Source organism: Moorena sp. SIO4A5 (assembly GCF_010672005.1).
In the GTDB taxonomy this organism is placed as follows: domain Bacteria; phylum Cyanobacteriota; class Cyanobacteriia; order Cyanobacteriales; family Coleofasciculaceae; genus Moorena.
The window spans coordinates 1-13,812 of record NZ_JAAHHZ010000146.1 but is presented as its reverse complement, the minus strand read 5'-3'; the positions used below and the strand labels follow the sequence as shown (position 1 = coordinate 13,812).

Below are 13,812 nucleotides of genomic sequence, written 5' to 3'. Positions count from 1 at the left end.
GAGTTCGATCGCCTGAATTACTTTTTGGCGCAGGTCTTCGCTGTAAGGAAAAGGCATGACAGAAATCGGACGATAAGTGGAAGGGCTTTTCGTTTTCTTTGTCCTAACTATGATGGCGACTGCTATACCATAGTTTGGTGGCAATTTTTGGCTATCCCACTTCTACCCCCCTGAACGGTTACGTTCATTCTGGTAAACTGGCGTTACTAAAAAGTGAGGAACAACTGAAAAATATAGAAACCCAAATTACTACCCTCCAAGCGGAACTATCTCAGACTAAAAGTCAGATTAAATCCTTGGAATTTCAGTTAAATCAAAGGATGTTAGCTGCTCCGATCGAGGGAATCGTGTTTCAGTCCCCAATCAAAAGTGCCGGGGCTGTGGTGCAACCTGGAGATACTATAGTCGAGATTGCCCCACAGGGGTCTTTCCTTTCCCTGCGGGCGCAGATCGCTATTTCAGAAAGTGGCTCCTTACGGGAAGGAATGGCAGTGAAAATGAAGTTTGATGCTTATCCTTTCCAAGACTATGGGGTAGTAGAAGGAAAGGTAATCAAAATTTACCCAACCTCCAAGGTGACGGAAACGGAGCAGGGTAAAGTGCCTACTTATGACCTAGAAATTAAACTCAATAAAACCTGTATGCCCACACCAAAGGAATGTATTGCTCTCCGCCCAGGGGAGACTGCAACCGCAGAAGTAATTGTCCGCCAGCGTCGGATTATGGATTTAATTCTGGATCCATTTAAGAAGTTGCAGCAGGGGGGTTTGGAACTATAGCGCCTGACTGCCTGACACATCTATGTGAAAACTAGGCTGATCAGGTTCTACACGCTCCATGACCGGATGCGCGAAAACCAGATCTGGTCGTAGTAATCAGACTTGGCTTTATGGCTAGCAAAGCATGGTTGTGGATCTATTGGCAACAATGGTACTGGCGTTAAAAGTAGCCGACCTTTATTGACTACGCCCTTGAGCCAACGCAGACCAATTTTGAGATAGCTGAGGCCTCGAAACCAATGGGGATCTACCTGTCGCCGTAAGCCAACAAGATTGAACAGCCATGCCTTGGGTGGTGGCGTAAAGCAAGGCCACGGCAGCCACGGGCATAAGCCGCTAAGCGTGCAACAGCTGAGCGAATGCGAGAGTCTTCGAGCTTCTTTGGCTCCGGATTTGCTATCTAAAAATAGTTCCTCTACCCTAAAACGGAAACCGTATTGCCACAAAGAAAGTAAGGTGGGAGGCTCATCGGTAATAACGGCCCAGGGCTCGAAGACCCCTTTGACCTTGGCTAATACAAGATTACAACGATGTACTCCATCTTGCCATAGACCAACATTACGATAAAAGACAGCAACTCCATATGGTGGCCACAGATAGCTGACTTCAACGGGATAGCGATGGGGACCATGAAGCAGTACATCACAGGGCAATCGTAGGCAGTAGTGCCAATTGCTAGCTTGTAACCAACTGATCAGATCGTGGTTTGCTTTGCCCCGATGGGCTTTCAACATCACATCAGGATGTTGACTTCATAGCCACTGGCTTTGACGTAACAAGGGTCGATATGTATCGAAGGCTACTGCCGCGCTGTTGTGTTCCAGTACCCGCCATAGGAATGGTACGGCGCGACCACAACAGACCACCGATAGATGAATCATACAGTAGCGATTCCATAAGACTGTGGTATCGAGGGCAAGATATAGACGGTGGGACTGCCAATCTTTTAAGGCGAGTAATACTAGGGGAATATACAGCGACTTCACACAAATGGCGAGTATTGCTCAAAAAGCGGTGCCAAGGCGCGTTCAACACTTTGGGCAAATTTGGCACGACTCGGGACATAAGGCTCCCAGGCCGGTTGGCAAAACTGGCCACTACAGATTAAGGCGCTCACCATCCAAGCTAGAGCTTTGATGTGACGCAGATCGCGGTAGCGGCTGTATTGACGCAAAAAGCTCATTAGTTGATCATGAAATTGGGTAGAGTAAGACATGCTCAAATTGCTAGTTGTGTAATGGCTCTAGCGTCAGCATAACACTCTGCCCTTTTTCTCATAAACCATGTAATTGCGTGCTTTGAGCCACTTGTGTCAGGCAGCCAGGAGTAAGACGTCTTTCTGGCAATTTTTTGAGTTGGTAAAACCTCACAGTTTCGTGTTGCTGGAGGTGTTTATTGCTTCCCTGATGATCCAGATATTTGGTCTGATTACACCGATATTTACCCAGATAATTTTAGACCGAGTGGTGGTGCAACGGAGCACCCTCACCCTAACTGCTGTGGGGTTAGGATTGCTGATGTTTACTCTGTTTCGGGTGGCGATTACCGGGTTGCGGCAATATTTGCTTGACCACACGGCGAATAAGGTAGACCTAGCACTGATTGTGGGGTTTATCAGCCATACCTTGCGATTACCTTTAGGTTTCTTTGAGTCTCGTTTTGTGGGTGATATTACCTCCCGGATTCAGGAAAATCGTAAAATTGAGCGGTTTCTCACGGGTGAGGCGTTATCTATCCTGCTAGATTTACTAACAGTTTTTATCTATGTGGGGTTGATGTTTTGGTACAGTTGGAAGATGGCGCTGCTAATTTTAGTGATTTTACCACCTTTTTTCCTGCTGGCGTTGATTTCTACACCATTTTTAAAACGAATTTCTCGGGAAGGTGCGATTCGTTGACTATAAACCTTACCCTACAAGGGTTTTGGGGGATTAGCCGCCTGGTCTCAGGAAACTGAACCTTGACAACTTGATAACCATGATGGTGAAAATCCATCCCTCGTGAAATCCGAGTGACAGCCCTACCCTGATTCATAAGAAATAACGAACTTACGGATTAATGCAAGGGTCGAACAGTGAAGCGGAACCAATCCAGGGGAAGTTAGTAACAGGCAGAGGACTCATGGGTACGAGAGAAAGGTACGTTTGAATCATCGTTAGAATTACGTGGCGAAATGGATTGACACGCCACAGACAAAAAGTCAATGGAACAGGATTAATTGGTTCTTCCCTCAATTAATGATTTCCCATAATATTCCCGGTGAAAAGTACCACCCTAAAAGTCCATAGAATGGTTATCAGGAACGAATTAACCCCGATATGTACTCTCAGAAAGGTCGAATATTCTGAGTAGGTAGTTAGCCGTATGTCGTACCGGGGGAAGATTGAGTCAGAAGCCAACGCCTAGGGTAATGCCTAGGATACGCTGACGGACTCACGTTGTAGGAAAAGAAATAGTTGTAAGTACCAATAGATATGTCTAAAACCCTGGGCTTCCAGACGGTGGAATGGAATAAAGTCAACTGGCGAAAGTTAGAAAAGACTCTATTTAAGTTGCAAAAGCGAATATTTCGAGCCTCTGAACGTGGTGATGTCCGCGCGATAAGAAAGCTGCAAAAAACTCTGATGAAATCCTGGACAGCAAAAATGATTGCGGTGCGTAGGGTTACACAGGAGAACAAGGGCAAAAAGACTGCCGGAATAGACGGGGTCAAACATCTTAACCAAAGAAGACGCCTCGCCTTAGTAGACTCACTCAAAATCTCCAAAAAGGCACAACCTACTCGTCGGGTCTGGATTCCCAAACCCGGAAGAAAGGAAAAACGCCCATTAGGAATCCCTACCATGTACGACCGCGCATTGCAGGCGCTAACCAAACAGGCATTAGAACCCGAATGGGAAGCGCGTTTTGAACCTAATTCATACGGATTCAGACCAGGACGCTCATGTCACGATGCCATTGAAGCAACATTTAAAAATATCAGCAGAAAACCCAAATGGGTACTAGATGCGGATATTGCCAAATGTTTCGATAAAATCAACCATGATGCACTTCTGAGTAAGTTAAATACTTACCCATCCATCAGACGCTTAATCAAGTCTTGGTTAAAAGCTGGTGTCATGGATAAAGGGATATTCTCTACTACAGAAAAGGGCACCCCACAAGGTGGAGTGATATCTCCTCTTTTGGCCAACATAGCCCTTCACGGAATGGAGGAACGGATTAAACAATTCGCAGAAACTATGAAAGGAAATAAATCCAAGAATAGGAGAGCATTAAGTCTAATCCGATACGCGGATGATTTTGTCATCATGCACAAAGACCAAACCGTGGTAGAAGAATGTCAAAAAATTATCAGCAAATGGTTGAATGACATGGGTTTGGAATTAAAACCAAACAAGACCAAGGTTACTCACACTTTTGACGGATTTGACTTCCTAGGATTCAATATTCGTCAATACAAAGTAGGTAAAAACCAGTCCAAACAAGGGTTTAAAACCATCATCAAACCGTCAAAAGAAAAAGTTCTAGAGCATTATAGGCAGCTCTCAAAAGTCATAGATAAATACAGAGCTGCCCCACAGGAGGCATTAATACGCCAACTGAAACCCATGATACGAGGATGGTGTAACTACTACAGTTCAGTCTGTAGTAAAGAAACCTTGGCCTATGGCCACGCTACGCGAACACTACCTTGGGACACCTGCTATGGAAAAAACTCGCCTTGATGGGGAAAAAGGAGACACCCCAAGAAATCAATAACCTGGGTAATCAAGAAATATTGGGGAACCATCGGAAAGGACAATTGGATGTTCATGACCGGGAAGGAAAACTACCTGCCCTTACATGCCTCGACCAAAATCCTACGGTATAAAAAGGTCAAAGACACTAAAAGCCCATATGATGGAGACCTAATTTACTGGAGCACCAGACTGAGTAAACACCCTCAAGCAACCAGTAGAAAGGTAAAACTTTTGAAAAGACAAAAAGGGAAATGTGCTCATTGTGGTCTCACCTTCAGGGATGGAGATTTGTTGGAAACGCACCATATAATACCGCGCGCACTGGATGGAAGTAACAAGGATGAAAATCTGGAATTACTACACCTTCATTGTCACGATTTTAAGCACGGAAACAAAGTCAACTCGAAACAGTTAGATGAGAATCCGTTCTAGAGGTACCAATGTCAGTGTGTTCCTATAATGAGGAGCCGTATGATGCGAAAGTGTCACGTACGGTTTTGAAGACGAGTTAATGGGGTGACCTATTGGCTTAGTTTAATTATTTCATGCGATCGCAAAAGAAAGCAGTTATCTGATTGAAGTGCTTTCTGGTGTCCGCACTGTCAAATCCACAGCAGTTGAGCAAACCGTACGCTGGCATTGGGAAGAGTTATTAAATAAAGAAGTTAAAACTAACTTTTCTGGGCAAGTGATTAGCAATCGACTCCAGATTTTCAGCAATACGATCGAGGGGTTAGCCACTACCGCACTGCTCTGGTTTGGGGCATGGTTGGTGATTCAAAATCAGCTCACCATTGGGCAATTGGTGGCTTTTAATATGTTGCTGGGTCAAGTGATTACCCCCTGGTTGACTGACAAAAAGTTAAGCACAAATTGGTCAAATGCTTATCAGGAGGGAGATAGCAGGTATTGACAGCAAGTGAGTGGGAGCCAGCATTCTAAAGACAGATACCACTCAAATCCTAGGAATGCTGTGAAAAAAACTCCCGTCTAATCAATGCCCTTAAGACCTGGTTGGGTCAACCCCATGAATGGGCTCACCTGGGTCACCTGACGACCTGTTTATGGATGGTGGTGGCCTTGATCCAAACAGGAGAAGTCAATTTGACCCGTTGGATTCCCGTTCGTCCCGTGGTTCGGCCAATATGCTCAAAGCAAGCAACGTCGGATACAACGTTGGCTTTACAATGCTCGGATTAACATCCATGGCCAAAAGGCCACGCTACGCGAACGGCTGCTACATTCCATTGATTCAAGCAGCTTTGGCGGTAGGACAAGATGACTCTATATATCTGAGGCTTGGAAAGGTCACTGTTCACCGGATCAGTATTGTCTGGTGCGATTGGTTGTGGTGCATCAAGCACGGGCCTTACCTGTGCTAGGCGCGGGTGATGGAACATTAAGCGTGCGTCTGTCTCATTCAACGATTATCGAGCGTCTACTGCAACAAGCCCTTGAACGGAAGCCCTATGGGAGTCAAGGTGGTTTTGCTTGCAGACCGTGGCTTTGTCCACACTGATTTGATCAAAGCGATGACCTGCCAATGGGGATGGCATTATCGGATTCGATTGAAAAAGGACAGTTGGATAAGGCTCGCCGGGAAAGGCTGGTCTCAGCTTAAAGATTTCCATGTTCTACGTGGAGTTGCCCTGTGCTTTCATAACGTCAGGCTGCACAAGGAGCACGCTTTTTGGTCCGGTTCATCTGGTCTGAGGTCGCAACAATGTCAATGGTGATAATGGGCCATTATCAGTGATGAACAGACCACTCTCCAAACATGCGCAAGAATATGGGTTGCGGTTTGATATTGAGGAAAACTTTTTGGATGACCAGTCCAATGGGAGCGAATGTGCAGAAGTCTGAAATTCGTTCAGTGCCTGCCCTATCTCGGTTGTGGTTTATCCTGGCCGTAGCCACTCGTTTGCGTCACCGCTCAAGGTGTTGAGGTTGTAGAAACGGGTAAGCGTCGGTGGGTCGATACTCACTGGTGCGCGGGGTAACAGCTACTTTCGGATTGGTTGGGAGTGGATCAAAGCCTATGCCAGAGAATGGCTGGACACTAATTCGACGGGTGTGTTTCACAACTAATCAAGACCCTGACCCGGTGATAGCTTCGCGAAAACAACATCTGAAACGATTTTATCGGCTGGAATTCAAAATACAAACGTACAAGTATGCTGCTGAATAGTTTTGTCAGTCAACCAGGATTACCCCTTTCCAAAGGCTAACGGTACTGTGGAATGAATTTCAGGAAGTTGTGATTGCCATGGAGCGCATCAATGATGTGCTGGATTACCAACCAGAAGAAGATTTGGTCCATCAAGCACGGCAATCATTACCTGAATTGCGCGGTCACATTCGCTTTGATCAGGTCACCTTCCGCTATCACCCAGAAAGTGATACCAATGTCTTGGAAAATCTTAGTTTTGAGGTAAAACCAGGGCAAATGGTCGCCCTAGTGGGGCGCAGTGGTTCCGGTAAAACCACTATTTCCAAGCTGATGTTGGGGCTGTATCTTCCCTCAGATGGGAAAGTGTTGATTGATGGGCAAGATATCACCAGTCTTTCCTTAGGCTCCTTGCGCCAGCAAATTGGTGTGGTGGATCAAGATACCTTTCTGTTTGGAGGGACAATTCGAGAAAACATCGGTCTGGCTTATCCCTCAGCTAGCTTAGACGAAATTATGGCAGCAGCAAAACTGGCCGGTGCCGATGAATTTATCCAAAAACTGCCCATGGGCTATGAAACCGAGATTGGCGAGGGAGGAGGGATGTTGTCTGGGGGACAGCGACAGCGTTTAGCCATTGCTCGCGCCCTCTTGGGAAATCCCCGCCTATTAATTTTCGATGAAGCCACCTCCCACCTGGATGCGGAATCGGAGCGGATTATTCAGACCAATCTCAATACTATTCTCAAAAACCGCACCACCCTAGTTATTGCTCATCGTCTTTCTACCGTAAGCAAAGCTGACCTGATTTTAGTGCTCGATAGAGGGGTATTGATTGAAAGCGGTACTCACGAAGACTTAATGGCAAAGCGAGGACATTATTTCTATCTGAATCAGCAGCAGTTATAGGGGAGGGAGTAGGGAGTAGGGAGTAGGGAGTAGGGAGTAGGGAATAGGGAACAGGGAATAGGGAACAGGGAACAGGGAACAGGGAACAGGGAGTCGGGAGGAATCGGTAAAGTCCCCCTTATTAAGCTATGCATTAGTCACATCTTTCTTAACATAATGGGACTTGACACCAGAAGTGGTTTTGGGGGAAAGTAGAAGCCAAGTCTGTGCGATATCATGCAGTCGTCGCAGACCCTGCCAAAGGGTTTTCACCCCTGGTTCACCATCTCTATTGCGCGCCAAAAAACCACCCAACTGGGCTATCCAACGCACACAAGTCCTCAAATTAGGGGGGACCTCAGGTGGGGAGGGTGTTTGATGAATAGTGCAGTAAAGCGCTTGCCACTCATGGGTTTCTAGTACCGTATCCCCAGGAGTATCAGGGTGGGTTAGAGCCAAGTAAGTCATCCACAACAAGCGCCAAGCCACAATGGTGTAAGTGGCTAAAGCTCGGTGGATCCGGTCGGCAGTTTCCAGTTGCAGTTGTTCGAGGCGACAACCGCTCTTGAGGACATAATGATAGCGTTCAATCAACCAACGATAAGAGTACCAACGCAAACATTGCACCACATCCTCAAAGCCAGTAACCTCTAAGGTAGTCAAGAGTAACCAACGAACTGGTTCCACACCGGGTGGTGGGTTTTCTTCTTCTGCTTTTATTACCTGTAGGCGGATTGGTTGGAGGCGCTCCCGTTCGGGATGAGTAGCTGGTGGTTGTAACTCAATGGTTGTAGTACGTAGGCGTCTAGTAGCAAGACGGGCAAGGCGTTCTGGATTTCGTCTGAGTTCTAAGGTCAGCTGACCACAAGGCATTACTTTTCCAATTGCTTGCTCAAGACGTTGGAGTTGTTGGTCAAAAGAGGTAGGGAAAGACTGTACGGTTGTGCATCGCTCGTATCAGAAACTCCGAGGAAGGGCGGCGCGGCAGCATGAACAACTCATAGATGTCAGCAACGCGCACAGCCACTGTGACAACGGTAATTTGATCTCGAATCAGACTCTGGGTAGCATCCAAGGCAGTTAACCAACGCTGGCTCTCTTTTTGCTGAGATGGGTTTTTTGTGTCGTTGATGCTTCGAACCCAACTCAGCGATATCCCTAGCCCAGACTTGTTGATGTAATACACCATTAGGCACACCATTACTTGTACTACAAAATACTGAGTGAATTTTTAAGCCTCTTGCCTTAGCATTGTCCAAGTAACCCATACCCCTCTTCCCTGGATGATGAGTGAAATTGAGTTCTGTTGTGTCTTGAATGGCCATGACAATAGACTCAAGTTTTACTCGTTTTAATGTACGGCGTTGGTGAGCTGATGCGATCGCTTCCGGTTTGATGTAAGGTGATGCGCCAAAACTTATAGGCAGCCTGGGTCGCAGCTAAGTTTCCCGAAGCTTGCGGCACACTGGCATTCGGTTGGGCTGCCAAATCGCGCTCCTATCCGCATCAACCGTTTTTTGCGACGTACATCCCCTAATTCAGCATCTTGCAGCTCTTCTACTGCCCAAGCTTTCATTTAAGTCCCTCCGAGTTGAGAATTTTTCGTGGCTCTGTCAGTTTACTCACGAACATTGGATCATCCCTGAGTTCGTCAGCAAGTAATAGCGTACGCCAAGCTACCCCAAATGCAGAATTCTTCTGTATTACATTATGAAGTACCCAATGGAGGTTGAATGGAAGAACAAAAACTCAACACGGATATGGATTAAGTAATATCAAGTAATTCCACCTTGCCTCACGTCCCATCAGCTCTCTGGATTGTTAAGAAAGATGTGACTAATGCATAGCTTATTAAGGGGGATTTAGGGGGATCAACACCCTTAACAACATCCCCAAGGCTCGATCCTCCCCAGCCCTGCCTCAGCTGAGTTAATTTACCGTAATTTTTTTCATCCTTTAGCCAACAATCCAAAATACTGCTATGGCTGACAATCATCATACATTAAATGGACATAGTCCTACTCAAACTATTCCAGATCAGCGTCGCTATGAGGAGTTACTCACCCAAGAAACGACGTCTCAACCTAGGAATGATCAACCACTCCAGGGTCATGACTGGTCTTATGCTACTAAGGAACTGCTGGATACATTACCCCAGGTTTGGACAAGGGGATTACTGTATTTTTTGATAGTATTTATCGGTATTGCGTTACCTTGGGCGATCTTAGCTCAGGTGGATGAGACGGGAAAAGCCAGAGGAAGATTGGAACCTACGGGGGAAACTATCAAACTTGATGCTCCAGTGGCAGGAACGGTAGCAGCAATTAAGGTGAAAGAAGGGGAATTGGTAACGGCTGGTCAAACCTTACTAGAACTGGAATCAGAGTTAGTTAGCACTGAACTTCAGCAGGAACAAAAAAAATTAGAAGGGCAACAGAATCGCCTGAATCAATTAGAGGTGCTCAAAAACCAATTGATACTGGCTCTGCGTACCCAGGAGCAACAAAACCAAGCTCAAGAGTTGGAAAAACAGGCGCAAGTCGAGCAAGCACGGCAGAATCTGGAAGCGTTCAAGTTCGCCTACAGTTTACAAAAACAAGAACTATTGGCACAAATAGAGCAGGCACGAGGGGCGATAGACTCTAGCAAGGTTGCCTATGAATTAGAAAGCATTCGTTTAGAAAGTGCTGAAGAAAGAATTCCCCGTTACCAACAAGCTTATGAAGAGGGGGTTTTGTCCAAAGAACGCTTTTTAGAGGTTGAACAGTCAGCCAAAGAAGCCCAGAAAACTATCATCAGAACTGAATTAGAAATAAAACAAGCTCAGTCTCGTCTGAAAGAACAACAAGGTACTTATGAAAAGACGATTCATCAAGCATAGGCTGATATTAAACAAGCTCGCCTGCGCTTGCAAGAGCAAGAACGGAGTTATAAAACTTTAGTTCATTCGTAAGCGTTCAGGGGTGACAAAAAGTAAGCGTTCAGGGGGTAGAAGAGCCCTCGCCAAAAATGGTAGCGAGAATATGCGTGCGGTAAGGAACATGGAACAGCAGCGCCCAAACATGAGCGAGCAAGTCCCCTGGTCAGATTGGGAAGAAACTCCAGCCAGTGTCAAAAAACTGGTAGAGGGAATGGCGCAGCAAATTGAAAATTTAGAAAAACAACTCACAGATATATCGGCAGTTCAGCAACAGCTATTAGAAAAAACCCGACGGACATCAAAGAACTCATCATCGCCTCCTTCCTTTGACCCACCAGGGCTGGAAAAAAAACCACAGAAAAACAAAAGTAAGAGAAAACGAGGAGGTCAACCAGGTCATGATGGGCATAGTCGAGACTTGTATCCAATCGAGCGGTGTAACCAGATCATTGACCATCATCCAAGCAAATGCTCCTGTTGTGGGAAAAGACTAAGGGTCGAAGATCAAAACCCCTATCGCCACCAAATAGTAGAGATTCCACCGATTGAACCGATCGTGATCGAGCATCGTTTACACTCGTTGAAGTGTGGGCAATGTCAGAGATCAACCAGGGCTAAATTGCCAGAGGAGGTCAACAGGAGTGGATACGGAGTACGAGTAGTAGCAATGGTGGCACTACTGAGGGTCGTTTACCGCAATAGTCAACGCCAGGTGCAAAGTGCTCTAGCGATGCAGCGCGGTCTTGGGGGTTTCCCCCACTCGCTATTGCATCAAGACGCTGACTTGTTTGAGAAAACCATGTCATTAGGAACGGTAAACAAACTCCGGCAAGAAGCAAGCGATGCAGTGGCAAGCAGTGTTGAGGATGCCAAACTTTATGTCCAACACTCTTTGGTGGTAGGAGCAGCCCGTTTCGAGCTATAGCAGTCGCCATCATAGTTAGGACAAAGAAAACGAAAAGCCCTTCCACTTATCGTCCGATTTCTGTCATGCCTTTTCCTTACAGCGAAGACCTGCGCCAAAAAGTAATTCAGGCGATCGAACTCAATGGCATGAAGCGCTCTCGTAGCCAGTGAGTATTTTAACATTAGCCGCAACACCATTAATTTGTGGTTACGGCCATTGCTGAGACGGGGGACAACCAGCGCCAAAGTCAGGGAGCACCGAGGCTTGAATAACAAGATCACTGACTCGGAGAAGTTTCGAGCCAATGCCTATACCCATGGTGACAAAACCCAGGTGGAGATGGCTGAGTTATGGGATGGAGAGATCAGCGATTCGGGCAAAGCCCGACGCTTCGCGAACGCACAATATCACGTGCCTTGAAGAAAATTGGGTTTACACGAAAAAAAAGACTTACGGCTACCGTGAAACAGATGAACAATTACGCCTTGCCTTTGTTGAACAGCTAGCCACCCAAAAGATATGAACAGATTGTTTATGCCTCGGAGTCAGGTATTGCTCATCGGTTCGATTATGGCTATGGTTACAGTCCATTTGGAGAGCGCTTTAATGACCATTAGTCCGGTCGCAGAAAAGGTCGAGTCAACATGATTGCTGCACTTTGTGGGCAACAGTTGTTAGCACCTTTCACTATTGAATGCTATTGTAATCGAGAGGTATTTGAAACTTGGGAACGAAACGTGCTTGAAAACCACCTTGAGACCAGGGCAGAAACTGGTGATTGACAATGCCACCTTTCATAAAGGTGGACGTATTGAGCAACTGGTTCGGGCTGCAGGTTGTCAGGTGTGGTACAAACCCACCCTATTCACCAGACTTGAACCGGATTGAAAAATGCTGGTCATGGCTAAAAAGCCGCTAAGCCAAGCAACTAGAGCATTTTGAAACACTGCGAGAGGCTAGGTCGCACGTCCTCACGTAGAGCGTCCTAACCAACCTGGCGGTTGCTATAAAATCCACGGAAATCTAGATGGGAAAAACCCCAAACAACGAAAAGCGTGGTTGTGGGTGGCAGTCACGCCACTAGTGACATTTTTTGAGATTGCCCTAACTCGTTGTACCTCTGCTTCTGGCAAACCTACTGGGTCAAAATTTTGGTGGTATTTTAAACTCAGACCGTCATGGTGCGTATAACTGGGTAGACAAGGAACGTCGGCAATTGTGTTGGGCACATCTGCGACGGGAATTCATTAAAATCTCGGAACGTCCTGGGGTATCTAAAGAATTAGGGACTGCATTGGTTAAACAACAGGAGAAGCTGTTTGAATTGTGGCATCGAGTACTATATGGAACTTTGAAACGTTGTCAGTTTCAATTGCTAGCCCTTGGAGATACGTGAAGCGGTCAAGTTGACTTTAAAACAAGCAGATTCTTACTCGATTGGGTCACAGGAGAAAACACCCCTTGCTAAAACTGTCCGCACTTGTCGCCAACTACTCAAAGTTGAACCAGCTTTATGGTTGTTTGTGAGTGTTGAGGGTGTGGAACCAACAAATAATGCAGCAGAAAGAGCCATCCGTCCAGCAGTAATCTGGCGGCGTACCAGTTAAGGTTGCTCAGACTCAAGCAGGGAGTGCTTTTGTTGCTCGTATGTTAACTGTTGTGACAACATTGAAGTCCCAGCAGCGTAATGTCTTGGAGTTTTTGACAAATGCAATTCCCCGCTGCACGCGCAGGTAAACCTGCCCCTTCGTTACTCCCATAGGTAGCTATTTCTGATCACGACCATGAGCAAGAGCTAGTGATCGCAGCTCAATAATTTTATTTCATTATTACTCCTGCCGGGTGTGTTTTTTTGATGATTACAACCCCCCTGAACGGTTACGACAAAAACGACCACTACTCCCCGAACGTGGAGTCAAACCATGAAGCAATAAAATTAAGCAGCTATCAACAAATTATCTTATAAGTTAACAGAACCAGTACCGGACTATTCCATACAAGAAGTAGATATCAATGGCAGTAAACTTCGAGCTTGTGAACCGGAGCGAGCAGCAACAACAGCTTGTACTAAAAATTCGAGAACATCACGCTTCTGAGACTTTAGGGTTGTAACCACTGTCAACATTCTGGCCACAAAATCACTACCAGCTTGAGTCTGAGTCCCAAAACTGGTACGTCGCCAAATTACGGCAGGACGAATCGCCCTTTCCGCAGCATTATTGGTTGGTTCCACACCCTCGGTTTCGACAAATAACCACATGGCACACTCAACCTTTAATAGTGGGACTTTAGTCAAAATCAAGCCCAAATGTAGCCCTTACTCGCCTTGTAAGCAACAAATACGTCTCGATTCTCCTGGAGCCAATGGACAAAACGGCAAGACATGGCACTCCGAAAAGCTTCTAAAG

General features: G+C 46.2%; 16 protein-coding genes and 4 pseudogenes. 13 read left to right on the top strand and 7 right to left on the bottom strand.

Annotation, left to right across the window (positions count from 1 at the left end; all coding sequences use genetic code 11):
* Positions 1 to 137: 137 nt before the first annotated feature.
* Positions 138 to 779, top strand: coding sequence for an HlyD family efflux transporter periplasmic adaptor subunit (locus F6K57_RS29135; protein WP_293030598.1), 642 nt, complete (start codon positions 138 to 140; stop codon positions 777 to 779).
* A 47-nt stretch (positions 780 to 826) separates the two neighbouring features.
* On the opposite strand, the gene F6K57_RS29130 is transcribed toward F6K57_RS29135, so the two are convergent.
* Genes F6K57_RS29130 through F6K57_RS29120 form a run of 3 tightly spaced genes read right to left on the bottom strand, consistent with a single transcriptional unit; the run spans position 827 to position 1,995 of the window.
* Positions 827 to 1,513, bottom strand: coding sequence for a hypothetical protein (locus tag F6K57_RS29130; protein ID WP_293030601.1), 687 nt, complete (start codon positions 1,511 to 1,513; stop codon positions 827 to 829).
* A gap of 18 nt (positions 1,514 to 1,531) precedes the next feature.
* Positions 1,532 to 1,765, bottom strand: a complete 234-nt coding sequence (locus tag F6K57_RS29125) for a hypothetical protein (protein WP_293030604.1) — start codon at positions 1,763 to 1,765, stop codon at positions 1,532 to 1,534.
* Complete coding sequence (locus F6K57_RS29120) at positions 1,762 to 1,995, bottom strand: hypothetical protein (RefSeq protein ID WP_293030607.1); 234 nt, start codon at positions 1,993 to 1,995, stop codon at positions 1,762 to 1,764. The genes F6K57_RS29125 and F6K57_RS29120 overlap by 4 nt, the downstream gene beginning before the upstream one ends.
* A gap of 73 nt (positions 1,996 to 2,068) precedes the next feature.
* Between F6K57_RS29120 and F6K57_RS29115 the strand changes: the two genes are divergently transcribed.
* From F6K57_RS29115 to F6K57_RS29095, 7 genes are all read left to right on the top strand, one after another.
* A complete protein-coding gene (locus tag F6K57_RS29115) occupies positions 2,069 to 2,677 on the top strand; it encodes an ABC transporter transmembrane domain-containing protein (protein ID WP_293030610.1) in 609 nt (202 codons plus the stop codon).
* A gap of 576 nt (positions 2,678 to 3,253) precedes the next feature.
* A complete protein-coding gene (ltrA, locus tag F6K57_RS29110) occupies positions 3,254 to 4,507 on the top strand; it encodes a group II intron reverse transcriptase/maturase (RefSeq protein WP_364304462.1) in 1,254 nt (417 codons plus the stop codon).
* Entirely contained in the window at positions 4,507 to 4,653 is a 147-nt protein-coding gene (locus tag F6K57_RS42220) for a hypothetical protein (protein ID WP_364304470.1), read from the top strand. The genes ltrA and F6K57_RS42220 overlap by 1 nt, the downstream gene beginning before the upstream one ends.
* Positions 4,589 to 4,954: an HNH endonuclease gene (locus F6K57_RS42215; RefSeq protein WP_364304460.1), complete on the top strand. Its 366-nt coding sequence runs from the start codon at positions 4,589 to 4,591 to the stop codon at positions 4,952 to 4,954. Before F6K57_RS42220 ends, F6K57_RS42215 begins: the two co-directional genes overlap by 65 nt.
* Positions 4,955 to 5,072: 118 nt before the next feature.
* Positions 5,073 to 5,435, top strand: a complete 363-nt coding sequence (locus F6K57_RS29105; protein ID WP_293029990.1) for an ABC transporter transmembrane domain-containing protein — start codon at positions 5,073 to 5,075, stop codon at positions 5,433 to 5,435.
* A gap of 118 nt (positions 5,436 to 5,553) precedes the next feature.
* On the top strand, positions 5,554 to 5,904 hold the full coding sequence (locus F6K57_RS29100) for a hypothetical protein (RefSeq protein WP_293029973.1): 351 nt from the start codon (positions 5,554 to 5,556) through the stop codon (positions 5,902 to 5,904).
* An 884-nt stretch (positions 5,905 to 6,788) separates the two neighbouring features.
* Complete coding sequence (locus F6K57_RS29095; RefSeq protein WP_293029979.1) at positions 6,789 to 7,598, top strand: ATP-binding cassette domain-containing protein; 810 nt, start codon at positions 6,789 to 6,791, stop codon at positions 7,596 to 7,598.
* Here F6K57_RS29095 and F6K57_RS29090 read toward each other — a convergent pair.
* Together F6K57_RS29090 and F6K57_RS29085 are read right to left on the bottom strand one after the other, a co-directional pair.
* A complete protein-coding gene (locus tag F6K57_RS29090; RefSeq protein ID WP_293029981.1) occupies positions 7,583 to 7,732 on the bottom strand; it encodes a hypothetical protein in 150 nt (49 codons plus the stop codon). The genes F6K57_RS29095 and F6K57_RS29090 overlap by 16 nt on opposite strands.
* Positions 7,725 to 9,153, bottom strand: a pseudogene (locus F6K57_RS29085) (IS4 family transposase). Before F6K57_RS29085 ends, F6K57_RS29090 begins: the two are co-directional and overlap by 8 nt.
* Before the next feature lie 405 nt (positions 9,154 to 9,558).
* On the opposite strand from F6K57_RS29085, the gene F6K57_RS29080 reads away from it, so the two are divergent.
* The 3 genes and pseudogenes from F6K57_RS29080 (at position 9,559) to F6K57_RS42210 (ending at position 12,323) form a co-directional block, all read left to right on the top strand.
* On the top strand, positions 9,559 to 10,458 hold the full coding sequence (locus tag F6K57_RS29080; protein WP_293071769.1) for a biotin/lipoyl-binding protein: 900 nt from the start codon (positions 9,559 to 9,561) through the stop codon (positions 10,456 to 10,458).
* A gap of 160 nt (positions 10,459 to 10,618) precedes the next feature.
* Entirely contained in the window at positions 10,619 to 11,422 is an 804-nt protein-coding gene (locus tag F6K57_RS29075) for a DUF6444 domain-containing protein (RefSeq protein ID WP_293029987.1), read from the top strand.
* 65 nt (positions 11,423 to 11,487) lie between these two features.
* Positions 11,488 to 12,323, top strand: a pseudogene (locus F6K57_RS42210) (IS630 family transposase).
* 85 nt (positions 12,324 to 12,408) lie between these two features.
* On the opposite strand, the gene F6K57_RS29060 reads toward F6K57_RS42210, so the two are convergent.
* The gene (locus F6K57_RS29060) at positions 12,409 to 12,633 is read right to left on the bottom strand and encodes a hypothetical protein (protein WP_293071767.1); all 225 of its coding nucleotides are present in this window, start codon (positions 12,631 to 12,633) and stop codon (positions 12,409 to 12,411) included.
* Between F6K57_RS29060 and F6K57_RS42205 the strand changes: the two genes are divergently transcribed.
* The gene (locus tag F6K57_RS42205; protein ID WP_364304467.1) at positions 12,525 to 12,800 is read left to right on the top strand and encodes a transposase; all 276 of its coding nucleotides are present in this window, start codon (positions 12,525 to 12,527) and stop codon (positions 12,798 to 12,800) included. The genes F6K57_RS29060 and F6K57_RS42205 overlap by 109 nt on opposite strands.
* Positions 12,801 to 12,885: 85 nt before the next feature.
* A pseudogene (locus F6K57_RS29055) lies at positions 12,886 to 13,120 on the top strand (transposase); the annotation flags it as partial.
* A gap of 271 nt (positions 13,121 to 13,391) precedes the next feature.
* On the opposite strand, the pseudogene F6K57_RS29050 reads toward F6K57_RS29055, so the two are convergent.
* A pseudogene (locus F6K57_RS29050) lies at positions 13,392 to 13,685 on the bottom strand (transposase); the annotation flags it as partial.
* Between the last annotated feature and the right edge of the window lie 127 nt (positions 13,686 to 13,812).